Raw genomic sequence first — 23916 nt, 5'->3', positions numbered from 1 at the left:
AGCGATCATTCGCAATGTCAGGGGGAAGTATCAAAGCACTCCGAAAAAAATGGTTGTGGTACATATGTATATCGCGGCAAAACTATCGGGGCGCGAGTGTCCAAAGGCGCTGCTGATCCTTCTCTTGCGCCAGGTCCGTGGGGTTGCAGGGCAGCAAATAAATGTGCCGCCTCTTGCGGGGAACCGCTGCGCCTCCTAGTCTTGCTGGGATGACCGGCGTCAACGCCGATCGCTGCTATCTGTGCAAGGGACCTCATGAAGCAAAAGCGGACGCTCGGAACGCCACGGTTGTTGGGCATCGTCTGGCCCTTTATTGCTGTTGTGCTATTTCAAGCATTGCTTGGGGGGGTCAGCCTTTACGTATTGTCTGCGGTTCGCGGTTACGTGGCGGGGGAGAGCCTTTGGTCCAAGGGCCAGAAAGACGCCATCTATTATCTCAATCTCTACGCCGACAGCCGTGACGAGGCGATTTTTCGCAAGTATCAACAAGCCATCGCCGTACCCGAGGGCGGACATGATTTGCGCGTTGCCCTGGACCGCGATCCGCCGGATCTCGAAGCGGCACGGACCGGGATTCTTCAAGGTGGCAACCATCCGGACGACGTGTCCAGCCTGATCTGGCTGTACCTCAATTTTCGCCATTTCAGTTACCTGGAAGAAGCCATCGATTTATGGACGGTTGGCGATGGCTACCTGACCGAACTGGATAATGTCGCCCGGCAGATGCATCGCAGCATCACGGCGGGAGAGGTCTCGGACGCCGATGTCCGCGGCTGGAAAGCGCAGATTTTCGCGATCAACGATTCCGTCACGCCGGCTGCCAAGGCGTTCAGCGATGCGTTGGGCGAAGGGTCGCGTTTCATCCTGCGCCTGTTGCTGGTGACCAATTTCGCCACGGCCTTGGGGCTGATCGTCCTGGCACTGCTGCGCACGCATAAGTTGTTGGCCCAGCGACAAGTCTTCGCCAATGCGCTGCAATTGGAGAAGGAGCGGGCGCAAATCACCCTGCAATCGATCGGCGACGGTGTGATCACCACGGACGTCGACGGCGCCATCGCCTACATGAACCCCGCTGCCGAAGCGATGACCCATTGGAAAGCCGAGCATGCGGCGGGGCTGCCCCTGGCGGCGCTGTTCAATTTGCTCGACGACAACGCCCAGACCGAGGGGCTGACGCTGATCGAACACATCCTCAGCGGGCGACTTGGCGGCGGTAGCGAACATTCCAAGCTGATCCAGAGGCTCGACGGCAGCACCGTCTCGGTCACGCTGGTGGGGGCGCCGATCCGCCATGCCGGCAAGGTCAGCGGCGCGGTGCTGGTGCTGCACGACATGACCCAGGAGCGCCAGTACATCGCCAACCTGTCATGGCAGGCCACGCACGATGCCCTGACCGGCCTGGCAAACCGCCGCGAATTCGAATACCGCCTCGAACAGGCCCTGCATAACCTGACGCGCCAAATCGGGCGCCACGCCTTGATGTTCCTCGACCTGGACCAGTTCAAGTTGGTCAACGACACCTGTGGCCACGCGGCGGGTGATGAACTGTTGCGGCATATTTGTGCCTTGCTGCAATCGGGGCTGAGGGAAAACGACACGTTGGCCCGACTGGGTGGCGATGAGTTCGGCATTTTGTTGGAAAACTGCGCGCCGGAGGCTGCGGAAAAAATCGCGGAAGGCCTGCGCCAGACCGTGCAGAACCTGCATTTTGTCTGGAAAGGCCGGCCATTCGTAACCACCGTCAGCATCGGTCTGGTGCACATATCCCAGAGCCCGACGACGCTGGAAGCATCCCTGCGCGCTGCGGACATGGCGTGCTACATGGCCAAGGAGAAGGGCCGGAACCGGGTCCAGGTCTACCATGCCGACGATTCGGAACTGTCCCTGCGGTTCGGCGAAATGGCTTGGGTCCAACGCCTGCACATGGCGTTGGAGGAAAATCGCTTCTGTCTCTACGCCCAGGAAATTGCCGCGCTGGGCCCGGGTGACCATGGCGGCGGACACATCGAGATCCTGCTGCGCCTGCATGACGAGGCGGGCCGGATGATCCTGCCGGACAGTTTCATTCCAGCCGCGGAGCGTTATGGACTGATGACTTCGCTGGACCGTTGGGTGGTGGAGAATGTCTTCAAGATCATTCGCCAATGCCTGAATGAACCGCGACAGGGGCCGTTGGCCATGTGTGCGATTAATCTGTCAGGCACAACTATAGGAGATCAGGCGTTCCTGGACTTCCTGCGTAAACAGTTTGCGGCATACTCCATCCCCCCAGAAATGATTTGTTTTGAAATTACCGAGACCAGCGCAATTTCAAATTTGGGCAGCGCGATTCGATTTATCAATGAACTCAAAGGTTTGGGCTGTTATTTTTCGCTGGATGACTTTTGCGCCGGAATGTCTTCGTTCGCTTACTTGAAACATTTACCTGTAGACTTCTTGAAGATCGATGGGAGTTTCGTAAAGGATATGCTGGACGACCCGATTAACCGGGCAATGGTCGAAGTGATCAATCACATCGGCCACGTCATGGGTAAGCGTACGATTGCCGAGTTTGTAGAAACGGCACAGATCGAACAGGCGCTGTTGGAGATCGGGGTGGATTTCGCTCAGGGGTATGTCATCGAGCGGCCACAGATGTTTACCTGTGACACCTTGCAATGCCGGCCGGCCAGGCCTCAACCGTTGTTATTCAAGGCCCCCGGCACGTTCCGCTGAAACTCTCGTTGGTCCGCAGAAAATCACAATCAAAAGGAGCCCGACAGTGATCGAGACATTCAACCGAACAGGCCCGCTCATGGACGCTGAAAGCTATCCAAAATGGGCACAACAGCTCATTGCCGATTGCAGCGAGAGCAAGCGCCGGGTTGTCGAACACGAGCTGTATCAACGCATGCGCGATAACAAGCTCAGCGCCAAGACCATGCGCCACTACCTTATCGGTGGTTGGCCGGTCGTTGAACAGTTCGCTTTATACATGGCACAGAACCTCACCAAGACACGCTTCGCCCGCCATCCCGGCGAGGACATGGCGCGTCGCTGGCTGATGCGCAACATTCGTGTCGAACTCAATCACGCCGACTACTGGGTGAACTGGAGCGCGGCCCATGGCGTGACGCTCGAGGACCTGCAAGCACAGCAGGTGCCGCCCGAACTGCACGCACTGAGTCATTGGTGCTGGCACACCAGCTCGGCGGACTCGCTGATCGTGGCCATCGCTGCGACCAACTATGCCATCGAGGGCGCGACCGGGGAGTGGTCGGCGCTGGTGTGTTCCAACGGAGTCTATGCGTCGGCATTCGCCGAGGAAGACCGCAAGCGAGCCATGAAGTGGCTGAAGATGCACGCCCAATATGACGACGCTCATCCGTGGGAAGCGTTGGAAATCATCTGCACGCTGGCGGGCATGAACCCGAGCAAGGCGCTGCAAATGGAACTGCGCCAGGCCGTGTGCAAAAGCTACGACTACATGTACCTGTTCCTGGAGCGATGCATGCAGCTGGAGCAATCGGAAGCTGCCGGAAAACCTTCGGCCGCTCGTGAGCGTCTGGCGTTAGCCGGAAGCTGATCCCCCGATAGCGTCACCCCTGTGGAAGCGAGCAACCTCGCTACCACAGGGGAGACGCGCTCCCATCAAACCAGGTCGGCTGTCAGCCCGCCATAGCCAGACGGTTGCGCCCCTCACGCTTTGCCACATACAACGCACTGTCAGCCCGACGCAACAGACTCTCGGCTGACTCGGCCGGCAGCAACGTCGAGCATCCCAGGCTGACCGTCAATTCGATCCTCGTGCCAGCAGCAAAGTAATCCTGCGCCTGAGCCGCGAAACGCAGCCGTTCACCGACCAAGGCCGCGGCATCCCGGCTGGTGTTTGCCAGCAGGATCAAGAACTCTTCGCCACCAAACCTGAACACCATGTCCACGTTGCGCAACTGATGCTTGATCGAGTCGGCAACGGCCTTGAGCACTTCGTCGCCGACGCCATGCCCGTGGCTGTCGTTGACGCGCTTGAAATGGTCGATGTCCAGCATCAACAGCGACAGCGGTTGCATGTGACGCCTGGCCATGTCGATTTCGCGTTCCAGCGTCTGGTCCATGGCGATGCGGTTGCCCGTACCGGTCAGCGGGTCGCGCAGGGCGCTCTGGGTGGCGGCGCGATAGAGCAAGGCGTTGCGCAGCGGAAAGAACAGCGTCGACAGTATCGACTCCAGTTCGCTCTGTTCCGACTCGGCGAAGCGTTGATTGCGGCGAAATACCAGTTCACCCAAGTGCTCGCCTTCATGGCTGAGGTTATAGGTGAGCTTGTGATGCCCGCGCTGACCGAACTCCAGGCGCAGATCACTGGGATTGTGCTGGTAGGTCAAGGCATCCAGAGGCACCAGCCGTTGAACTTCGCGGAAGAACAGGCCGAGGATTCTTTGTGGCTCCAGGCTTGTCTGCAACTGTTGACCCAACTGTTGGCGCAATTGGGACGGGCTGACGGGTCGCGCCACGAGCGGCGATGGCTGGGCAAAACCCAGGCGCTGCAACTTGGCGCTGTCGAAGTCGATCGCCTTGGTCTGTGTGGGCGTTTTCATATGGCTTGAGGCCCCTGAACTGAATCGATCCTGGCCGGCGGGGTGAAGCGGCTTTGAGCTGCGCGTCGTACTGATCCGTCAGTCCCGTAGGACATTGATTTGAGTTTAGTCCGCTTTCCCTGGCGGGCGTGTCCCATCTCGATGTCCACTACTCGCCGGACATGGCGTGTTTGAAAGGATTAGAGCGAAAGTCGTGCCATTCGGTTCATCTATTAAAAAACCGCTGGCGAATCAAGAATTTGCGATCGAAAACCGACGCTGGGGGGGGGGCGTGGCGGAGGCTTGGCGTTTCGCCTGGGTGTCGCCTCGAAGGAGGGCGCGTCGCGACGGTAAATCGCCGCGACGCGGGAATGGCCGTTATTGCGCGTTGAACGCCTGGCCGTTGACGCCGAGGCTGTCCGGGCCCATCAGGTACAAGTACACCGGCATGATGTCCTCAGGCGTCGGGTTGTTGAGTGGATTCTCTCCGGGATAGGCCTGGGCGCGCATGCTGGTGCGGGTGGCGCCGGGGTTGATGCTGTTGGAGCGCACCGGCGCGACCGTGTCGACTTCGTCGGCCAGCGTCTGCATCAGCCCCTCGGTGGCAAACTTGGACACGCCATAGGCGCCCCAATAGGCCCGGCCCTTGCGCCCGACGCTGCTGGAGGTGAACACCACGGACGCATCCTTGGACAGCTTGAGCAACGGCAGCAAGGTGCTGGTGAGCATGAACATGGCGTTGACGTTGACTTGCATCACCCGCATGAAATTCTCGCCGGACAACTGCTCCAGCGGCGTGCGCGGGCCAATGATCGAGGCGTTGTGCAGCAGGCCGTCCAGATGACCGAATTCGGTCTCGATCATCGCGGCCAGTTCATCGTACTGATGGGGCAGGGCAGTTTCGAGATTGAAGGGGATCACCGCCGGCTGCGGATGACCGGCCGCCTCGATTTCATCGTAGACCTGGGTCAGGTTGGCCTCGGTCTTGCCCAGCAACAGCACGGTAGCGCCGTGGGCTGCGTAAGCCTTGGCGGCAGCTGCCCCGATACCGCGACCGGCGCCGGTGACCAGGATAATCCGGCCTTCGAGCAGGTCGGGACGGGCGGAATAATCAAACATAAAAAACCTCAAGAGATGGCAGCACGTACTTGTCACTCAGAGTAGTCATGGCAGGTGAGCTTTCGTGGCGAGGGAGCTTGCTCCCGCTCGGCGACGAAGTCGTCGCCAGATTCGGGACCGCTGCGCGGTCCAGCGGGAGCAAGCTCCCTCGCCACAAGAGCACCTCGTCGAACCGGGTCAGCAACTGCACAACGCGTTATCCAGCACTTCGCGCAGCGCCAAAGGATGGTCGATCACTACATCCGCGCCCCAGTGCTTAGGGTTGTCGTCCGGGTGGATGTAACCGTAGGTCACCGCACAGGTCTTGGTGCCGGCGCTGCGACCGGACTCGATGTCGCGCAGGTCATCACCGACGAACAGCACGCTGGCCGGGTCCAGGTCGAGCAGTTTGCACGCCAGGATCAGCGGCTCGGGATCTGGCTTGCTGTTTTTCACATGGTCGGGACAGACCAGCACCTTCGAACGCTCGGCCAAGCCCAGTTGCTGCATGATCGGTTCGGCGAAACGCACCGGCTTGTTGGTGACCACGCCCCAGATCAGGTTGGCCGCTTCGATGTCGGCGAGCACCTCGGCCATGCCGTCGAACAGATGGCTATGGACCGCGCATCCCTTGAGGTAGCGGTCGAGGAATTCCTGGCGCAGCTCCTCGAAGCCCGGCGACTCCGGGTCCATGGAAAACGTCACCGCGACCATCGCCCGGGCCCCGCCGGAAATCTCGTCGCGGATGTGCTGCGTGTTCATGGGGGGAAGGCCACGGTCGGCGCGCATGGCCTGGCAGATGGCGATGAAGTCTGGCGCGGTGTCGAGCAGCGTGCCGTCCATGTCGAAGAGAACCGCTTTGAGACGCATCGAGTTATTCCTCGCGCAGGGTCTGGATCATGTAGTTGACATCAACGTCGGCGGCCAGCTTGTAGTGCTTGGTCAGCGGGTTGTAAGTCAGGCCGATGATGTCCTTGACGGTCAGCCCGGCCATGCGGCTCCAGGCGCCCAGTTCGGAAGGACGGATGAATTTCTTGAAGTCATGGGTGCCGCGCGGCAGCAGCTTCATGATGTATTCGGCGCCGATGATTGCGAACAGGTACGCCTTCGGGTTGCGGTTGATGGTGGAGAAGAATACCTGGCCGCCGGGCTTGACCATCTGGAAGCAGGCCCGGATCACCGAGGAGGGGTCTGGCACGTGTTCGAGCATCTCCAGGCACGTGACCACGTCGAATTGCCCGGGCATTTCTTCGGCGAGGGCTTCGGCGGTGGTCTGCCGGTATTCCACGCTGACGCCGGATTCCAGTTGATGCAGTTGCGCAACCGCCAGGGGCGCCTCGCCCATGTCGATGCCCATCACGGTAGCGCCGCGCAAGGCCATGGCTTCGCTGAGGATGCCGCCACCACAGCCGACGTCGAGGACTTTCTTGCCGGCCAGGCTGACCCGCTCGTCGATCCAGTTGACCCGCAGCGGGTTGATGTCGTGCAGCGGTTTGAATTCGCTCTCGCGGTCCCACCAGCGATGGGCCAGGGCTTCGAATTTGGCAATTTCAGCGTGGTCGACGTTGCTCATGTGCAGATCCTCGAAAAACTTGAAAAATCGGGTACCCGAGCCTTGGCTCAAGGGTGTGTCATTCTTTCTGGCCACTGACGCGGCGTCCCCAGGCCTGGGCCGTGGCGATCAGCTGCGACTCGTCCATGCGCGTCAGGCGGCCATCCTCCAGCAGTTGCTTGCCGGCCACCCACAGGTGTTTTACGCAATGGCGGCCCGTGGCATAGATCAACTGCGAAACCGGGTCATAGATCGGTTGCTGGGCCAGGCCGGACAGGTCGAAGGCCACCAGGTCGGCGGCCTTGCCGACTTCCAGCGAACCGACCGTCGCTTCGATGCCCAGCGCCCGGGCGCCATTGAGCGTGGCCATGCGCAGCGCCCGGTGGGCGTCCAGGGCCGTGGCCGAACCGGCGACAGCTTTCGCCAGCAGCGCGGCGGTGCGGGTTTCACCGAGCAGGTCCAGGTCATTGTTGCTCGCCGCTCCGTCAGTGCCGACCGCCACGTTGACGCCAGCCTGCCACAGGCGTTCCACCGGGCAGAAACCGCTGGCCAGCTTCAGATTCGATTCCGGACAATGGATCACGCTGCAGTTGTTTTCTACCAGCAGCGCCTGGTCCTCGTCGCTGACCTGGGTCATGTGCACCGCCTGGAAGCGCGGTCCCAGCAGGCCCAGTCGCGCCAACCGAGCCATCGGCCGCTCGCCGGTGTTATCCACAGCCTGCTGCACTTCGAAGGCGGTTTCGTGAACGTGCATGTGAATGGCCGCGTCCAGTTCCTCGGCGATCACCCGGATTTTCTCCAGGTTCTCGTCGCCCACGGTATAAGGGGCGTGAGGGCCGAATGCGACTTTGATCCGCGGATGGTGCTTGAGGTCGCCAAACAACTCGATGCCCTGACGAATGGCTTCGTCGGCGCTGGCGGCGCCGGGGATCGGGAAGTCGAGGATCGGGATGGCGATCTGCGCGCGGATGCCACTGTTATGCACGCGTTCGCTGGCGACCTTGGGGTAGAAGTACATGTCGGAGAAACAGGTGATGCCGCCCTGGATCTGCTCGGCGATCGCCAAGTCGGTGCCGTCGCGGACGAAGTCTTCGTCGACCCATTTGCCTTCGGCGGGCCAGATGTGTTTTTCGAGCCAGGTCATCAGCGGCAGGTCGTCTGCCAAGCCGCGAAACAGCGTCATCGCCGCATGGCCATGGGCGTTGACCAGGCCTGGGCTAAGCAGCATGCCCGGCAGCTCGCGGACTTCGGCGGCCGCGCACTCCAGGGCTTCGGCCCGTGGACCGATGAACACGATGCAACCGTCGCGAATGCCCAAGCCGTGATCCTTGAGCACGATACCGGCGGGTTCGACAGGCACCAACCAGGTCGGCAGCAATAATAAGTCGAGCGCAACGGCAGGCTTGGGCATCGTGGAACGGTTCCATGGGTTATAAAGGATGGCGAAGTATACCCGAGCGTCTTCGCGGAGGGATCGCTATAATCGGCGGCTTTTGTTCATGAGTGCGGGGTGAAGGATGCGCGATCGACTGTTGGCTGCGGAGAAGGTGAAGGCCATCGATTGGCGTGATGGCGCTCTTTATCTGCTGGATCAGCGTGTTTTGCCGTTCGAGGAAAACTGGATCGCCTACACCAGTGCCGCCGGCGTGGCCGAGGCCATTCGTTCGATGGTGGTGCGCGGCGCGCCGGCCATCGGCATCAGCGCCGCCTATGGCGTGGTGTTGGCGGCACGGGCGCGAGTGGCCGAGGGTGGCGACTGGCAAGCGGCGCTGGAAATCGACTTTGCCTTGCTGGCCGACTCGCGGCCGACGGCGGTGAACCTGTTCTGGGCGCTGGACCGGATGCGCGATCGCTTGGCGCGTTTGAAAGAACACGCCGAACCGCTGGCCGCCCTTGAAGCCGAAGCCATCGCAATCCACGAAAGCGACCGCGAGGCCAATCTGACGATGGCGCAGCTGGGCGTCGACCTGATCCGCAAGCACCAGGGCAACGCCCAGGCCATCCTGACCCATTGCAACACTGGCGCCCTGGCGACCGGCGGCTTTGGTACCGCCCTCGGGGTGATTCGCGGTGCGTTCCTCGAAGGCATGGTCGAGCGTGTCTACGCCGACGAAACCCGCCCGTGGCTGCAAGGCTCGCGCCTCACGGCGTGGGAACTGGCCAACGAAGGCATTCCGGTGACGCTCAATGCCGACTCCGCCGCCGCCCACATCATGAAAACCAAGGGCGTGACCTGGGTCATCGTCGGTGCCGACCGCATCACCGCCAATGGCGACGTGGCGAACAAGATCGGCACCTACCAGTTGGCGGTCTGCGCCATGCACCACGGCGTGCGCTTCATGGTGGTGGCGCCGAGCTCGACCATCGATATGAACCTGGCCAGCGGTGACGATATCCCGATCGAAGAGCGTGACGGCCGCGAGCTGCTGGAAGTCGGCGGCAAGCGGGTCGGGGCGGACGCCGATGCCTTCAATCCGGTGTTCGACGTGACCCCGGCGGACTTGATCGATGCGATCGTGACGGAGAAGGGCATCGTCGAGCGGCCAGACGCCGCGAAAATGGCACAACTCATGTGTCGCAAGCGCTTGCATTGAGGCATTTGCGTTGCCCGTCGGAGCATCGTCGCGAGCAGGCTCGCGAGGGTGCTCGCAAAGGCAGCAAATGAGGTGGAATCGAGCCACGAAACTGCATTCGCAGCGCTTCTAAGCCTCTCTCGTCCAATATCAGCCTGTCATCGGTCAACTAACTACGCACCATGCGCATCTGGGGGATAGGTGCGTGGCGGCTCTTGTGATAACATCCGGCGGTTTCCAGGGCTGCCTCGCGAGGTGGCCTTTACTGCTCAGATCCATGGCATAACTCGTTGATTTGTCGTAAGTCGCTGCACGGCACTTGTCCTGCAGCGGCGAGCTTCGTTCGTCCCATCTGGACGTGACGAGGTTTCACCAGAAAAAGGAATCAGGCTTCTCATGGGCGAACTGGCCAAAGAAATCCTCCCGGTCAATATCGAAGACGAGCTGAAACAGTCCTACCTCGACTACGCAATGAGCGTAATCGTCGGGCGGGCGCTGCCGGATGCGCGCGATGGCTTGAAGCCCGTGCACCGGCGCGTGCTGTTCGCGATGAGCGAGCTGGGCAACGACTTCAACAAGCCGTACAAGAAATCCGCCCGTGTCGTCGGCGACGTGATCGGTAAGTATCACCCCCACGGCGACACTGCCGTGTACGACACCATCGTCCGGATGGCGCAGCCGTTCTCCCTGCGCTACCTGCTGGTCGACGGCCAGGGCAACTTCGGTTCGGTGGACGGCGACAACGCCGCGGCCATGCGATACACCGAAGTGCGCATGACCAAGCTGGCCCACGAGCTGCTTGCCGACCTGCACAAGGAAACCGTGGACTGGGTGCCGAACTACGACGGCACCGAGATGATCCCGGCGGTCATGCCGACGCGTATCCCGAACCTGCTCGTCAACGGCTCCAGCGGTATCGCCGTGGGCATGGCGACCAACATCCCGCCGCACAACCTCGGTGAAGTCATCGATGGTTGCCTGGCCCTCATCGACAATCCCGAGCTGTCCATCGATGAGCTGATGCAATACATCCCCGGCCCCGATTTCCCGACGGCCGCGATCATCAACGGTCGCGCCGGCATCATCGAGGCTTATCGCACCGGTCGCGGTCGCATCTACATGCGCGCCCGTTCGACCATCGAGGACATCGACAAGGTCGGTGGCCGCCAGCAGATCGTCATCACCGAACTGCCGTACCAGCTGAACAAGGCCCGCCTGATCGAGAAGATCGCCGAGCTGGTAAAAGAGAAGAAGCTCGAAGGCATCACCGAGCTGCGTGACGAGTCCGACAAGGACGGCATGCGCGTCGTGATCGAGCTGCGCCGTGGCGAAGTGCCGGAGGTGATCCTCAACAACCTCTACGCCCAGACCCAGCTGCAAGCGGTGTTCGGTATCAACATCGTCGCGCTGATCGACGGCCGTCCGCGGATCCTGAACCTCAAGGACCTGCTGGAAGCCTTCGTGCGTCACCGTCGCGAAGTGGTGACCCGTCGTACCGTATTCGAGCTGCGCAAGGCCCGCGAGCGAGGCCACATTCTCGAAGGCCAGGCCGTTGCCCTGTCGAACATCGACCCGGTGATCGCCCTGATCAAGGCCTCGCCAACCCCGTCGGAAGCCAAGGAAGCGCTGATCAGCACGCCTTGGGAGTCCTCGGCAGTGGTGGCGATGGTCGAACGTGCCGGCGCCGATTCGTGCCGTCCCGAGAACCTCGATCCGCAATACGGCCTGCGCGAAGGCAAGTACTTCCTGTCGCCGGAACAGGCGCAAGCCATTCTCGAATTGCGCCTGCACCGTTTGACCGGCCTGGAGCACGAGAAGCTGCTGGCCGAGTACCAGGAGATCCTCAACCAGATCGGCGAGCTGATCCGCATCCTCAACAGCGCCACGCGCCTGATGGAAGTGATCCGCGAAGAACTGGAAGTGATCCGCGCCGAATACGGCGACGTGCGCCGCACCGAAATCCTCGATGCGCGCCTGGACTTGACCCTGGGTGACATGATCCCGGAAGAAGAGCGCGTGGTGACCATTTCCCACGGCGGCTACGCCAAGACCCAACCGCTGGCGGCCTACCAGGCCCAGCGTCGCGGCGGCAAAGGCAAGTCGGCCACCGGCGTCAAGGACGAGGACTACATCGCTCACCTGCTGGTCGCCAACAGCCACACCACGCTGCTGCTGTTCTCCAGCAAGGGCAAGGTGTACTGGCTCAAGACCTACGAAATCCCTGAGGCGTCCCGTGCGGCTCGCGGTCGTCCGTTGGTCAACCTGTTGCCGCTGGACAGTGACGAATACATCACCACCATGCTGCCAGTGGAGGAATACACCGAAGGTCACTTCATCTTCATGGCCACCGCCAAGGGCACCGTGAAGAAGACCCCGCTGGAATCCTTCAGCCGCCAGCGCAGTGTTGGCCTGATCGCCCTGGAGCTGGACGAAGGCGACGTGCTGATTTCCGCTGCCATCACCGATGGCGAGCGTGAAGTCATGTTGTTCTCCGACGGCGGCAAGGTCACGCGCTTCAAGGAATCCGATGTCCGCGCCATGGGCCGTACCGCCCGTGGTGTGCGTGGCATGCGCCTGCCGGAAGGGCAGAAGCTGATTTCCATGCTGATCCCGGAAGAAGGCAGCCAGATCCTCACCGCTTCGGCGCGTGGTTATGGCAAGCGCACGGCCATCAGCGAGTTCCCTGAGTACAAGCGTGGCGGCCAAGGCGTGATTGCAATGGTCAGCAACGACCGTAACGGCCGATTGGTCGGCGCGGTCCAGGTGCTCGATGGCGAGGAGATCATGTTGATTTCCGACCAGGGCACCCTGGTGCGTACCCGTGTGGCCGAAGTGTCGAGCCTGGGGCGTAACACCCAGGGCGTGACGCTGATCAAACTCGCCAGCGACGAAACGCTGGTCGGGCTTGAGCGGGTCCAGGAGCCGTCGGAAGTCGAAGGCGAAGCGCTGGAAGGCGAGGAGTTCGACGGTACTCTTGCTACCGACGTTGACGACATGACCGGCGACCAACCGCTCGACGCTGCCGCAGACGAAGAAGAACCGCAGGACTAAGCGGACATGCAGGGGGCGGATGAAGATTCGCCCCCTTGTTGTTTGTCCCGTTTGAAAATTTGCGACACTGCACAGGATCGTTCCCACGCTCTGCGTGGGAATGCCGCTCGGGACGCTCCGCGTCCCATGACGCAGAGCGTCATTTGGATGCATTCCCACGCAGAGCGTGGGAACGATCATCCGCAGACCAAAAGATTGATGTGACCACCAGATCAGAGCGAGATTGGATGTGAGCAAGAGAGCCTATAACTTCTGTGCCGGCCCGGCGGCGCTTCCTGAAGCGGTCCTGAAGCGTGCCCAGGGTGAACTTCTCGACTGGCATGGCAAGGGCCTGTCCGTCATGGAGATGAGCCATCGCAGCGATGAGTTCGTGTCCATCGCCACCAAGGCCGAGCAGGACTTGCGTGATCTGCTGAACATCCCGTCCAACTACAAAGTGCTGTTCCTGCAAGGCGGCGCCAGCCAGCAGTTCGCGCAGATCCCGTTGAACCTGCTGCCGGAAAGCGGCAAGGCCGACTACATCGACACCGGCATCTGGTCGCAGAAAGCTATCGAGGAAGCCTCGCGCTATGGCCATGTCAACGTTGCCGCCAGCGCCAAACCCTACGATTATTTCGCCATCCCCGGCCAGAATGAGTGGAGCTTGTCCAAGGACGCGGCCTACGTTCACTACGCGCCGAACGAAACCATTGGCGGCCTGGAATTCAACTGGATCCCGGAAACCGGTGACGTGCCGTTGGTGGCCGACATGTCTTCGGACATTCTCTCGCGTCCTGTGGATATCTCCCGTTTCGGCATGATCTACGCCGGCGCGCAGAAGAACATCGGCCCAAGCGGCATCCTGGTCAGCATCATCCGCGAAGACCTGCTCGGTCGCGCCCGCTCCCTGTGCCCGACCATGCTCAACTACAAGGTCGCGGCCGACAACGGCTCGATGTACAACACCCCGCCGACCCTGGCCTGGTACCTCTCGGGCCTGGTGTTCGAGTGGCTGAAAGAGCAGGGCGGCGTCGAAGCCATCGGCAAGCTCAACGAAGTGAAGCAGCGCACGCTGTATGACTTCATTGACGCCAGCGGCCTCTACAGCAACCCGATCAACAAATCCGACCGTTCGTGGATGAACGTGCCGTTCCGCCTGGCTGACGATCGTCTCGACAAGCCGTTCCTGGCCGGTGCCGACGAGCGCGGCCTGCTGAATCTCAAGGGCCACCGCTCGGTCGGTGGCATGCGCGCCTCCATCTACAACGCCGTCGACATCAACGCCGTCAATGCGTTGATCGCCTACATGGCAGAGTTCGAGAAGGAACATGGCTGATGTCTGAGCAAGAACTCAAGGCGCTGCGCCTGCGCATCGACGCCCTGGACGAGAAAGTCCTGGAGCTGATCAGCGAGCGCGCACGCTGCGCCCAGGAAGTCGCCCGGGTGAAAATGGCTTCGTTGGCCGAAGGCGAAGTGCCGGTATTCTATCGCCCTGAGCGCGAGGCCCAAGTGCTCAAGCGCGTCATGGAACGCAACAAGGGACCGCTGGGCAACGAAGAGATGGCGCGGCTGTTTCGCGAAATCATGTCCTCGTGCCTGGCCCTTGAGCAGCCGCTGAAAGTCGCCTACCTGGGCCCGGAAGGCACCTTCACCCAGGCAGCGGCCATGAAGCACTTCGGCCACGCGGTGATCAGCAAGCCGATGGCCGCCATCGACGAAGTCTTCCGCGAAGTGGCGGCTGGCGCGGTGAATTTTGGCGTGGTGCCGGTGGAAAACTCCACCGAAGGCGCGGTCAACCACACGCTGGACAGCTTCCTTGAGCACGACATGGTGATCTGTGGCGAAGTCGAGCTGCGCATCCACCATCACCTGTTGGTCGGCGAGAACACCAAGACCGACAGCATCAGCCGCATCTATTCCCACGCCCAGTCCCTGGCCCAGTGCCGCAAGTGGCTGGACGCCCATTACCCGAACGTCGAGCGCGTGGCGGTTTCGAGCAACGCCGAAGCGGCCAAGCGGGTCAAGGGCGAGTGGAACTCGGCGGCGATTGCCGGCGACATGGCCGCCGGCCTCTACGGGCTGACGCGCCTGGCCGAGAAAATCGAGGACCGTCCGGACAACTCCACGCGGTTCCTGATGATCGGCAGCCAGGAAGTACCGCCAACCGGCGACGACAAGACTTCGATCATCGTCTCCATGAGCAACAAGCCTGGCGCGCTTCATGAGCTGCTGGTGCCGTTCCACGACAATGGCATCGACCTGACACGGATCGAGACCCGTCCGTCGCGCAGCGGTAAATGGACCTACGTGTTCTTCATCGATTTCGTCGGCCACCACCGCGATCCGCTGGTAAAAGGTGTGCTGGAGAAAATCAGTCAGGAAGCAGTGGCACTCAAGGTGCTGGGTTCCTACCCCAAGGCAGTTCTTTAAGGGCGGATAGCTAATGAGTGGCAACTTCCTCGCACTGGCTCAGCCAGGCGTGCAACAACTCTCGCCTTACGTTCCAGGCAAGCCTGTGGACGAACTGGCCCGCGAGCTGGACCTCGACCCGGCCAGCATCGTCAAGTTGGCGAGTAACGAAAATCCGCTGGGCGCGAGCCCCAAGGCGCTCGCGGCGATCCGCGACGAGTTGGCCGAGCTGACCCGTTATCCCGACGGTAACGGTTTTGCGCTGAAAAGCCTGCTGGCCGAGCGCTGCGGCGTCGAGCTGAACCAGGTAACCCTGGGCAACGGTTCCAACGATATTCTTGAGTTGGTCGCCCGTGCCTACCTGGCGCCGGGCCTCAACGCCGTGTTCAGCGAGCACGCATTTGCCGTCTATCCGATCGCCACCCAGGCTGTCGGTGCCGACGCCCATGTGGTTCCGGCCAAGGATTGGGGACACGATCTGCCTGCCATGCTGGCGGCCATCGACGCCAATACCCGCGTGGTCTTCATCGCCAACCCGAACAACCCGACCGGCACCTGGTTCGATGCCCAGGCGCTGGATGACTTTCTACAGGACGTGCCCGAGCACGTGCTGGTAGTGCTGGACGAGGCCTACATCGAATACGCCGAAGGCAGCGACTTGCCCGATGGCCTGGACTTCCTCGCGGCCTACCCGAACCTGCTGGTCTCGCGCACCTTTTCCAAGGCTTATGGCCTGGCCTCGCTGCGGGTCGGCTACGGCTTGTCCACGGCGGTGGTGGCCGACGTGCTGAACCGCGTGCGCCAACCGTTCAACGTCAACAGCTTCGCCCTGGCCGCCGCTTGTGCGGCAATGCAGGACGAGGCCTACCTGGCTGAAAGTCGCCGCTTGAACGAGGCCGGCATGCAGCAGCTGGAAGCCGGTTTTCGCGAACTGGGCCTGAGCTGGATCCCCTCCAAGGGCAACTTCATCTGCGTCGATCTGGGCCGTGTCGCGGCGCCAATCTTCCAAGGCTTACTGCGCGAGGGCGTGATTGTGCGTCCGGTGGCCAACTACGGCATGCCGAACCACCTGCGTATCACCATTGGCCTGCCAGCGGAAAACAGCCGTTTCCTCGAGGCGTTGAGCAAGGTCCTGGCTCGTGGTTGATGTCACCTCGCTGCAACCTGCGGGACCTATGATCGGTCGCCTGGTGGTGGTCGGCCTGGGATTGATCGGCGGTTCGTTCGCCAAGGGCCTGCGTGAAAGCGGGCTGTGCCGTGAAGTCGTCGGCGTCGACCTTGATCCGCACTCGCGCAAGTTGGCGGTAGAGTTGGGTGTGGTCGACCGCTGTGAAGACGATTTGCTGAGCGCTTGCCAAGGCGCGGACGTGATCCAGCTGGCGGTGCCGATCCTGGCCATGGAGAAACTGCTGGCGCGCTTGGCTAGCATGGACCTGGGGCAGGCGATTCTCACCGATGTCGGCAGCGCCAAGGGCAATGTCGTGCGCGCGGCCACCGAGGCATTTGGCGGCATGCCGGCGCGTTTCGTGCCCGGTCATCCGATTGCCGGTTCCGAGCAGAGCGGGGTGGAAGCGTCCAATGCCGAGCTGTTTCGTCGTCACAAAGTCATACTGACGCCGCTGGAACAGACCGATCCGGCGGCGCTGGCGGTGGTGGACCGCTTGTGGCGCGAGCTGGGTGCCGATGTCGAGCACATGCAGGTCGAGCGTCACGACGAAGTCTTGGCCGCCACCAGCCATTTGCCGCACCTGTTGGCGTTCGGCCTGGTGGATTCATTGGCCAAACGCAATGAAAATCTTGAGATCTTCCGTTACGCTGCCGGCGGTTTCCGCGATTTCACGAGAATCGCGGGAAGTGACCCGGTCATGTGGCACGACATCTTCCTCGCCAACCGCGAAGCTGTCCTGCGCACACTCGATACATTTCGCAGCGATCTCGACGCCTTGCGCGACGCGGTCGATGCAGGGGACGGGCACCAATTGCTGGGCGTTTTCACACGCGCCAGGGTGGCCCGCGAGCATTTCAGTAAAATCCTGGCCCGTCGGGCCTATGTGGACGCTATGAACTCCAACGATCTGATTTTCCTGGCACAACCTGGTGGCTCCTTGAGTGGGCGGATTCGTGTACCGGGCGATAAATCGATTTCCCACCGCTCGATCATGCTCGGCTCCCTGGCTGAAGGCGTGACCGAGGTGGAAGGTTTCCTCGAGGGCGAAGATGCCCTGGCGACGCTGCAAGCGTTCCGCGACATGGGCGTGGTCATCGAAGGACCGCATCACGGTCGAGTGACGATTCATGGTGTCGGCCTGCACGGCCTCAAACCCGCGCCGGGCCCGATCTACCTGGGCAACTCCGGCACCTCGATGCGCCTGTTGTCCGGCCTGCTGGCCGCCCAGGATTTCGACAGCACCTTGACCGGTGATGCCTCGCTGTCCAAGCGTCCGATGAACCGCGTTGCCAACCCGTTGCGGGAAATGGGCGCGGTGATCGAGACGGCCGCCGAAGGTCGTCCACCGATGACCATTCGCGGTGGCAACAAGCTCAAGGGCTTGACCTACACCATGCCGATGGCCAGTGCCCAAGTGAAATCTTGCCTGCTGCTGGCCGGCCTCTATGCCGAGGGCAAGACCACTGTCACCGAGCCGGCCCCGACCCGCGACCACACCGAGCGCATGCTGCGTGGTTTTGGTTATCCGGTCACGGTCGAAGGCGCCACAGCGTCCGTCGAGTCAGGTAATAAGCTGACCGCGACCCACATCGAAGTGCCGGGCGATATCTCATCCTCGGCGTTCTTCCTGGTGGCGGCGTCGATTGCCGAAGGCTCCGACCTGGTACTTGAACACGTTGGCATCAACCCGACCCGTACCGGCGTGATCGACATCCTGCGCCTGATGGGGGCGGACATCACCCTGGAAAACCAGCGGGAAGTCGGCGGTGAGCCGGTGGCTGACTTGCGCGTAAGAGCGGCTAAACTCAAGGGTATCGAGATTCCCGAGGCGCTGGTTCCGCTGGCAATCGACGAATTCCCGGTGCTGTTCGTGGCGGCTGCGTGCGCGCAAGGCCGCACCGTACTGACTGGCGCCGAAGAGCTGCGGGTCAAGGAATCGGATCGCATCCAGGTGATGGCGGACGGCCTGCTGGCGCTTGGCGTCAAATGTGAACCGACGCCGGACGGCATCATCATCGACGGCGGCCAGATTGGCGGCGGCGAAGTACATGGGCACGGCGACCATCGCATCGCCATGGCATTCAGTGTTGCGTCCCTGCGCGCCAATGCGCCGATCCGCATCCATGATTGCGCCAACGTCGCCACGTCGTTCCCGAACTTCCTGGCGCTTTGCGCACAGGTTGGTATTCGAGTAGCACAAGAGGCACAGTCGTGAACATCAAGGCACCGGTCATCACTATCGATGGCCCAAGCGGCTCGGGCAAAGGCACCATCGCCGGCATGCTGGCCAAGCAATTGGGCTGGAATCTGCTCGATTCCGGTGCCCTGTACCGTTTGCTGGCCTTCGCCGCCGCCAACCATGGCGTCGACCTGACCAACGAGGAGTTGCTCAAGGCACTGGCCGCGCACCTGGACGTGCAGTTCATTGCGGCCACTGATGGCCAGTTGCAACGGATCATCCTGGAAGGTGATGAAGTCAGCGACGTCATCCGCACCGAAAGCGTCGGCGCCGGGGCTTCCCAGGTTGCCGCGCTGCCGGCGGTGCGCGAAGCGTTGCTGCAGCGCCAGCGGGCATTCCAGGAACCGCCGGGCCTGGTGGCTGATGGCCGGGACATGGGCACGGTGGTGTTTACCGATGCGCCGCTAAAGATCTTCCTCACTGCCAGTGCCGAGGAGCGGGCTCGCCGCCGTTATTTGCAGTTGAAGGGCAAAGGCGAGGATGTTAGTCTGTCGAGTCTGCTAGATGAGATCCGTGCACGCGACGAGCGTGATACCCAGCGCGCAGTAGCCCCGCTAAAGCCGGCGGCCGATGCGATACAGCTGGATTCCACGGAGTTGTCCATCGATCAGGTGCTGCAACGCATCATGAGCGAGATCGCGCTTCGCGATATCGCCGGGTGACAGGAAGCTCCGCAGGGGACCAGTCATAGTCCTGCGGCGCTTCTTTTATATGAAACTAACCCACATCGTCTGGGGTGTGGAGATGGGCGTTTACTTCGCCCTAATCAACAGGAATTAAAATGAGCGAAAGCTTTGCGGAACTCTTTGAAGAAAGCTTGAAAACCCTGAACCTTCAGGCAGGCTCCATCATCACCGGCGTCATCGTTGATATCGATTACCAAGCTCGCTGGGTAACCGTCCACGCTGGTCTGAAGTCTGAAGCGCTGATCCCGCTTGAGCAGTTCTACAACGACGCTGGCGAACTGAACATCAACGTCGGTGACGAAGTTCACGTGGCGCTGGACTCGGTTGAAGACGGCTTTGGTGAAACCAAGCTGTCCCGTGAAAAAGCCAAGCGTGCCGAGTGCTGGATCGTTCTGGAAGCGGCCTTCGCAGCTGAGGAAGTGGTCAAGGGCGTTATCAACGGTAAGGTTAAGGGCGGCTTCACTGTCGACGTTAACGGCATCCGTGCGTTCCTGCCAGGTTCCCTGGTTGACGTCCGTCCAGTGCGCGACACCACGCACCTGGAAGGCAAAGAGCTGGAATTCAAGGTCATCAAGCTGGACCAGAAGCGCAACAACGTTGTCGTTTCCCGTCGCAGTGTCCTGGAAGCCGAGAACTCCGCCGAGCGTGAAGCTCTGCTGGAATCGCTGCAGGAAGGCCAGCAGGTCAAGGGTATCGTCAAGAACCTCACCGATTACGGCGCATTCGTCGATCTGGGTGGCGTCGATGGCCTGCTGCACATCACCGACATGGCCTGGAAGCGTATCAAGCATCCTTCGGAAATCGTCAACGTTGGCGACGAGATCGATGTCAAGGTTCTGAAGTACGATCGCGAACGCAATCGTGTTTCCCTGGGCCTCAAGCAACTGGGTGAAGATCCATGGGTCGCTATCAAAGCCCGTTACCCAGAAGGCACTCGCGTCACCGCTCGTGTTACCAACCTGACCGACTACGGCTGCTTCGCTGAGCTGGAAGAAGGCGTTGAAGGCCTGGTACACGTTTCCGAAATGGACTGGACCAACAAGAACATCCACCCTTCGAAAGTCGTACAAGTCGGCGACGAAGTGGAAGTCATGGTTCTGGACATCGACGAAGAGCGTCGTCGTATCTCCCTCGGCATCAAGCAGTGCAAGTCCAACCCATGGGAAGACTTCTCTGGCCAGTTCAACAAGGGCGATAAAATCTCCGGCACCATCAAGTCGATCACCGATTTCGGTATCTTCATTGGTCTGGACGGCGGCATCGACGGCCTGGTTCACCTGTCCGACATCTCCTGGAACGAAGTGGGCGAAGAAGCCGTACGCCGTTTCAAGAAGGGCGACGAGCTGGACACCGTTATCCTGTCGGTTGACCCAGAGCGCGAGCGCATCTCCCTGGGTATCAAGCAACTGGAAAGCGATCCGTTCTCCGAGTACGTCTCGGTTAACGACAAGGGCGCTATCGTGACCGGTACCGTGAAAGAAGTTGACGCCAAAGGCGCCATCATCGTTCTGGCCGACGACATCGAAGCTACCCTGAAAGCCTCCGAAATCAGCCGTGACCGCGTTGAAGACGCGCGCAACGTTCTGAAAGAAGGCCAGGAAGTTGAAGCCAAGATCATCAGCGTTGATCGCAAGAGCCGCGTAATCCAGCTCTCGATCAAGTCGAAAGACGATGCTGAAGAGAAAGAAGCCATCCAGAGCCTGAAAGCAGCTCCGGAAGGCGAAGCAGCTGACACCACTATGGCGGCACTGCTGCGTCAAGCAATGGCCAAACAGAACTGAGTTCTGCTTGATCATTAAAAAGGGCGACTTCGGTCGCCCTTTTTTGTGGCTGCGATTTCTCAAGCTTTGCGAGGTGAGCTACTTTCGCTGGGCTTTCCAGGCGATGCGAAACCAACCGATCAGCCGGGTTGTCTCTTTTATGAAGCAGATCAAAAACATTCGAGGCAGCATCTGTCTCTCATTATAAGGATCTGAATGAATAAGCTCTTACTAGCAGCGATTGTCCTGATGCTGGCAGGCTGCGCAACCAGCGCCAAGACCCACGCGGTGCGTGGCGTCAGCGGCATCGAGATCGATTGCTCAGGGTTGGGCTCCGGTTGGGAGAAGTGCCACAAGCGCGCGGCCAAGGAGTGCAAGGGCGCAGGCTACAGGGTGATAACCCGGTCCGATGACGCAAAGGACGAGGACCAATATCCCTTCGGCTTCAATCCGGCGGGTTACCTCACCCGCACAATGCTGGTCATGTGCCGCTAGTCGGCTGAATCTCTACTGCCTGCACAGAAAAGGGGCATCAGGGCGCGCGGTAGATATGTCAATAGTTGGGCTGTTCAAATTCCTCCGGGCATGCTAAAACCTTTGAAGCGATTTTCCTAGCTGCTTGAAAAAGAAGGGAAAAACATGACGAAGTCGGAGTTGATCGAACGAATTGTCACCCATCAAGGACTGCTCTCGTCCAAGGATGTGGAGCTGGCCATCAAGACCATGCTTGAACAAATGTCCCAATGCCTGGCAACCGGAGATCGTATCGAAATCCGTGGGTTCGGCAGCTTCTCCCTGCATTACCGCGCCCCGCGTGTTGGCCGCAACCCAAAAACCGGCCAATCCGTCAGCCTCGATGGCAAATTTGTCCCGCATTTCAAACCGGGCAAAGAGCTTCGCGATCGCGTGAATGAGGAGGAGGGTGATGAGCTCTGACGCAACCCCCAGGAAACAGGTGTCCATGCGGAACTTTAAACGCGTAGCGCTTGTCGTACTTGCGGTGCTCGTGGCTTCAGCTATCGTACTGTTCGTACTTGAAAACAATCAGCCTGTCGCGCTGTTGTTCCTGGGATGGTCGGCACCGCAACTTCCTGTTTCGGTTTTTTTGTTGCTGGCGCTCCTCTCTGGAATGATCATTGGCCCCCTGTTGGCGTGGTTCGCCGGGAGAGGTCGGCGACTGAAGTAAAGGACGTGTGAGCCCAGTAGTCTCGGAGTAAGGATCACTGCCGCAATTTTCTGACTATGGGTGTGTGTTTTTGTATCTAATAAATCCTATACAAACGACCGTCGTGTCCGCCGGGGACTTGCCCGTCTTACCTTTTAATGCGTCCAGCCTGTCTGTAAGCGCAAAGCTGAAAAAAGGGAGCGAGGCTATCCATGCAAGATAATCGTATTGCAGTGCGCGACGACGATGAAATCGACCTCATTGCCCTTGCGCGCGGTCTTTGGGCGCAAAAGTGGTTGATCATCGCCATTACCCTTTTGGTCACTGCTGGCGCAGCCGCCTACGCGTTCCTCAGCAAACCTGTCTATGAAGCAAAGCTTTTTATCATGCCGCCTACTCAGAACGGTATTGCTGAGTTGAACTATGGCCGTGGCAAAAGCACCGAACTCGAAACTTATTCCATCAAACATGTTTACGAGGTGTTTGCTCGTAACCTGCAAGGCGAATCCCTTCGCCAGACCTTCTTCAATGAAATCTATCTCCCATCGCTCGATGAGTCCCAACGAAAGGGCGCTCTCGATCGTCTGTACGACCGGTTCTCTCGACAACTCGTAGTCAAGGGGCCAGGCAAGGATACCCCTGATCGTTTCTCGGTCACGGTTCAAAGCGGCGACCCGGTAAAGGCTACCGAATGGGCCAAGGCCTACGTGGCGCGGGCCAGTGAAGCGGCCGAGTCGGAGCTGATCAAGAACGTCACGACCGAGGCTTCCGTGAGAGCTCGTAATCTGGAGCAGCGTATCGTCAGCTTGCGTGAGACTGCGCAGCGGATACGCGAGGACCGGATTCAACAGCTGCGTGAAGCACTGAAAATCGCTGAGGCGATTGGTTTGACTACGCCGACAATCAACTCTTCCGCTGCGGTGGATATTACTGTTGATACCGGCAGCAAGATGGATTACCAGCGCGGCAGTAAGGCATTGGCTGCTGAAATTCAGACGTTGGAGTCCAGGGCTTCGGATGATGCGTTTATAGAGGATTTGCGGAAACTGCAGATGCGGTATGGCTTTTATCGCAAGTTGGATATTGATCCGGAGCTTATCTCCGTTTATCGGCAGGATGGTAGTGTTGAGGTTCCGGAGAGTCCGATTAAGCCGCGAAAGGGCTTGATAATGCTACTAGGCACTATCGCTGGAGCTTTATTGGGTATGCTGTCAGCGCTGGTAAAAATTGTATTCAATCGTAACGAGTACAAATATTAAGCTCTTGCTATCAAACGGTCGATCAAGGAATGACGACGCTGCATAGCAGGGCTTATGTCTGGTATTCAATCTCGGGAACATTTCGTAAATATGATATTTGCATTTTATAGTCTTTGAAACTAAAAGATACATTCCTGTTATTTGTTTGTCTAATATTGGCTGTCGCTGGCTAGAGTGATCCGAGTAATAACGATCAGCTTGAGCTGTCATGATTTTCTTCCAGACGGGAAGCTAAAGTGAGCGGGGCTTCGAAAGTTGTAAATGGATGGGTCGTTGAGCATGCTGCCTAAATGGTTAACTTGTGAAACGTAACCTGACGCTGCATTTTGATGCGGCCCGCTTTACGGAAGCTACCCACCACCAATCGCCACTGTGTCGCGCGGAATTGGCTGAGCAATGGCTTATAAAATCTAAGTTCAGCCCC

19 protein-coding genes are annotated in these 23916 nt (G+C 60.1%); 14 read left to right on the top strand and 5 right to left on the bottom strand.

The genetic code is table 11. The features are described from left to right. Positions 1-255 precede the first annotated feature (255 nt). Together HU742_RS17985 and HU742_RS17980 are read left to right on the top strand one after the other, a co-directional pair. A complete protein-coding gene (locus HU742_RS17985; protein WP_186637072.1) occupies positions 256-2715 on the top strand; it encodes an EAL domain-containing protein in 2460 nt (819 codons plus the stop codon). 46 nt (positions 2716-2761) lie between these two features. Beyond that, positions 2762-3565 carry an iron-containing redox enzyme family protein gene (locus HU742_RS17980; RefSeq protein ID WP_186637070.1) on the top strand — a complete coding sequence of 268 codons (804 nt, stop codon included), beginning with the start codon at positions 2762-2764 and terminating at the stop codon, positions 3563-3565. Between the two features lie 82 nt (positions 3566-3647). Here HU742_RS17980 and HU742_RS17975 read toward each other — a convergent pair whose 3' ends face one another. The 5 genes from HU742_RS17975 to HU742_RS17955 all read right to left on the bottom strand — a co-directional run bounded on the left by HU742_RS17975 (position 3648) and on the right by HU742_RS17955 (position 8614). Further along, the gene (locus HU742_RS17975) at positions 3648-4574 is read right to left on the bottom strand and encodes a GGDEF domain-containing protein (protein ID WP_186637068.1); all 927 of its coding nucleotides are present in this window, start codon (positions 4572-4574) and stop codon (positions 3648-3650) included. A gap of 357 nt (positions 4575-4931) precedes the next feature. After that, positions 4932-5672, bottom strand: coding sequence for a YciK family oxidoreductase (locus tag HU742_RS17970; protein WP_186643084.1), 741 nt, complete (start codon positions 5670-5672; stop codon positions 4932-4934). Between the two features lie 177 nt (positions 5673-5849). After that, the gene (gene mupP, locus HU742_RS17965) at positions 5850-6521 is read right to left on the bottom strand and encodes an N-acetylmuramic acid 6-phosphate phosphatase MupP (protein ID WP_186637064.1); all 672 of its coding nucleotides are present in this window, start codon (positions 6519-6521) and stop codon (positions 5850-5852) included. 4 nt (positions 6522-6525) lie between these two features. Then, a complete protein-coding gene (ubiG, locus tag HU742_RS17960; RefSeq protein WP_186610487.1) occupies positions 6526-7224 on the bottom strand; it encodes a bifunctional 2-polyprenyl-6-hydroxyphenol methylase/3-demethylubiquinol 3-O-methyltransferase UbiG in 699 nt (232 codons plus the stop codon). Between the two features lie 58 nt (positions 7225-7282). Further along, entirely contained in the window at positions 7283-8614 is a 1332-nt protein-coding gene (locus tag HU742_RS17955; RefSeq protein WP_186643085.1) for a TRZ/ATZ family hydrolase, read from the bottom strand. Between the two features lie 106 nt (positions 8615-8720). On the opposite strand from HU742_RS17955, the gene mtnA reads away from it, so the two are divergent. From mtnA to HU742_RS17895, 12 genes are all read left to right on the top strand, one after another. Continuing rightward, positions 8721-9797: an S-methyl-5-thioribose-1-phosphate isomerase gene (gene mtnA, locus HU742_RS17950; RefSeq protein WP_186637060.1), complete on the top strand. Its 1077-nt coding sequence runs from the start codon at positions 8721-8723 to the stop codon at positions 9795-9797. Positions 9798-10172: 375 nt separating this feature from the next. Then, positions 10173-12827: a DNA gyrase subunit A gene (gene gyrA, locus HU742_RS17945; protein WP_186637058.1), complete on the top strand. Its 2655-nt coding sequence runs from the start codon at positions 10173-10175 to the stop codon at positions 12825-12827. Positions 12828-13056: 229 nt separating this feature from the next. Then, positions 13057-14142 carry a 3-phosphoserine/phosphohydroxythreonine transaminase gene (gene serC, locus HU742_RS17940; protein WP_186637055.1) on the top strand — a complete coding sequence of 362 codons (1086 nt, stop codon included), beginning with the start codon at positions 13057-13059 and terminating at the stop codon, positions 14140-14142. Then, complete coding sequence (pheA, locus tag HU742_RS17935; RefSeq protein ID WP_003199233.1) at positions 14142-15236, top strand: prephenate dehydratase; 1095 nt, start codon at positions 14142-14144, stop codon at positions 15234-15236. The genes serC and pheA overlap by 1 nt, the downstream gene beginning before the upstream one ends. Positions 15237-15249: 13 nt before the next feature. Continuing rightward, positions 15250-16362: a histidinol-phosphate transaminase gene (gene hisC, locus HU742_RS17930; RefSeq protein WP_186643086.1), complete on the top strand. Its 1113-nt coding sequence runs from the start codon at positions 15250-15252 to the stop codon at positions 16360-16362. Positions 16363-16390: 28 nt separating this feature from the next. Next, entirely contained in the window at positions 16391-18598 is a 2208-nt protein-coding gene (locus HU742_RS17925) for a bifunctional prephenate dehydrogenase/3-phosphoshikimate 1-carboxyvinyltransferase (protein WP_186643322.1), read from the top strand. Then, entirely contained in the window at positions 18595-19284 is a 690-nt protein-coding gene (gene cmk, locus HU742_RS17920) for a (d)CMP kinase (protein ID WP_030141014.1), read from the top strand. Before HU742_RS17925 ends, cmk begins: the two co-directional genes overlap by 4 nt. Positions 19285-19403: 119 nt before the next feature. Beyond that, entirely contained in the window at positions 19404-21089 is a 1686-nt protein-coding gene (gene rpsA, locus HU742_RS17915; protein ID WP_016770920.1) for a 30S ribosomal protein S1, read from the top strand. Between the two features lie 195 nt (positions 21090-21284). Continuing rightward, on the top strand, positions 21285-21563 hold the full coding sequence (locus HU742_RS17910) for a hypothetical protein (RefSeq protein WP_186637047.1): 279 nt from the start codon (positions 21285-21287) through the stop codon (positions 21561-21563). Positions 21564-21707: 144 nt separating this feature from the next. Next, positions 21708-22004, top strand: a complete 297-nt coding sequence (gene ihfB / locus HU742_RS17905; protein ID WP_003199243.1) for an integration host factor subunit beta — start codon at positions 21708-21710, stop codon at positions 22002-22004. A gap of 25 nt (positions 22005-22029) precedes the next feature. Continuing rightward, positions 22030-22254, top strand: a complete 225-nt coding sequence (locus tag HU742_RS17900) for a LapA family protein (RefSeq protein ID WP_186643323.1) — start codon at positions 22030-22032, stop codon at positions 22252-22254. Between the two features lie 191 nt (positions 22255-22445). Further along, on the top strand, positions 22446-23492 hold the full coding sequence (locus HU742_RS17895; protein ID WP_186643087.1) for an LPS O-antigen chain length determinant protein WzzB: 1047 nt from the start codon (positions 22446-22448) through the stop codon (positions 23490-23492). Positions 23493-23916 lie beyond the last annotated feature (424 nt).

Source organism: Pseudomonas marvdashtae, assembly GCF_014268655.2.
Taxonomy (GTDB): Bacteria; Pseudomonadota; Gammaproteobacteria; order Pseudomonadales; family Pseudomonadaceae; genus Aquipseudomonas; species Aquipseudomonas marvdashtae.
This window is presented reverse-complemented; position numbering and strand designations above follow the sequence as displayed.

Bases quoted from the DNA above. Each gene is read 5' to 3' on its own strand.
- HU742_RS17955 (WP_186643085.1), bottom strand. From the start codon at position 8,614: ATGCCCAAGCCTGCCGTTGCGCTCGACTTATTATTGCTGCCGACCTGG.
- HU742_RS17975 (WP_186637068.1), bottom strand. From the start codon at position 4,574: ATGAAAACGCCCACACAGACCAAGGCGATCGACTTCGACAGCGCCAAG.
- HU742_RS17925 (WP_186643322.1), top strand. From the start codon at position 16,391: ATGATCGGTCGCCTGGTGGTGGTCGGCCTGGGATTGATCGGCGGTTCG.
- hisC (WP_186643086.1), top strand. From the start codon at position 15,250: ATGAGTGGCAACTTCCTCGCACTGGCTCAGCCAGGCGTGCAACAACTC.
- pheA (WP_003199233.1), top strand. From the start codon at position 14,142: ATGTCTGAGCAAGAACTCAAGGCGCTGCGCCTGCGCATCGACGCCCTG.
- gyrA (WP_186637058.1), top strand. From the start codon at position 10,173: ATGGGCGAACTGGCCAAAGAAATCCTCCCGGTCAATATCGAAGACGAG.
- mtnA (WP_186637060.1), top strand. From the start codon at position 8,721: ATGCGCGATCGACTGTTGGCTGCGGAGAAGGTGAAGGCCATCGATTGG.
- ubiG (WP_186610487.1), bottom strand. From the start codon at position 7,224: ATGAGCAACGTCGACCACGCTGAAATTGCCAAATTCGAAGCCCTGGCC.
- HU742_RS17900 (WP_186643323.1), top strand. From the start codon at position 22,030: ATGCGGAACTTTAAACGCGTAGCGCTTGTCGTACTTGCGGTGCTCGTG.
- mupP (WP_186637064.1), bottom strand. From the start codon at position 6,521: ATGCGTCTCAAAGCGGTTCTCTTCGACATGGACGGCACGCTGCTCGAC.
- HU742_RS17970 (WP_186643084.1), bottom strand. From the start codon at position 5,672: ATGTTTGATTATTCCGCCCGTCCCGACCTGCTCGAAGGCCGGATTATC.
- ihfB (WP_003199243.1), top strand. From the start codon at position 21,708: ATGACGAAGTCGGAGTTGATCGAACGAATTGTCACCCATCAAGGACTG.
- rpsA (WP_016770920.1), top strand. From the start codon at position 19,404: ATGAGCGAAAGCTTTGCGGAACTCTTTGAAGAAAGCTTGAAAACCCTG.
- HU742_RS17895 (WP_186643087.1), top strand. From the start codon at position 22,446: ATGCAAGATAATCGTATTGCAGTGCGCGACGACGATGAAATCGACCTC.
- HU742_RS17910 (WP_186637047.1), top strand. From the start codon at position 21,285: ATGAATAAGCTCTTACTAGCAGCGATTGTCCTGATGCTGGCAGGCTGC.
- HU742_RS17985 (WP_186637072.1), top strand. From the start codon at position 256: ATGAAGCAAAAGCGGACGCTCGGAACGCCACGGTTGTTGGGCATCGTC.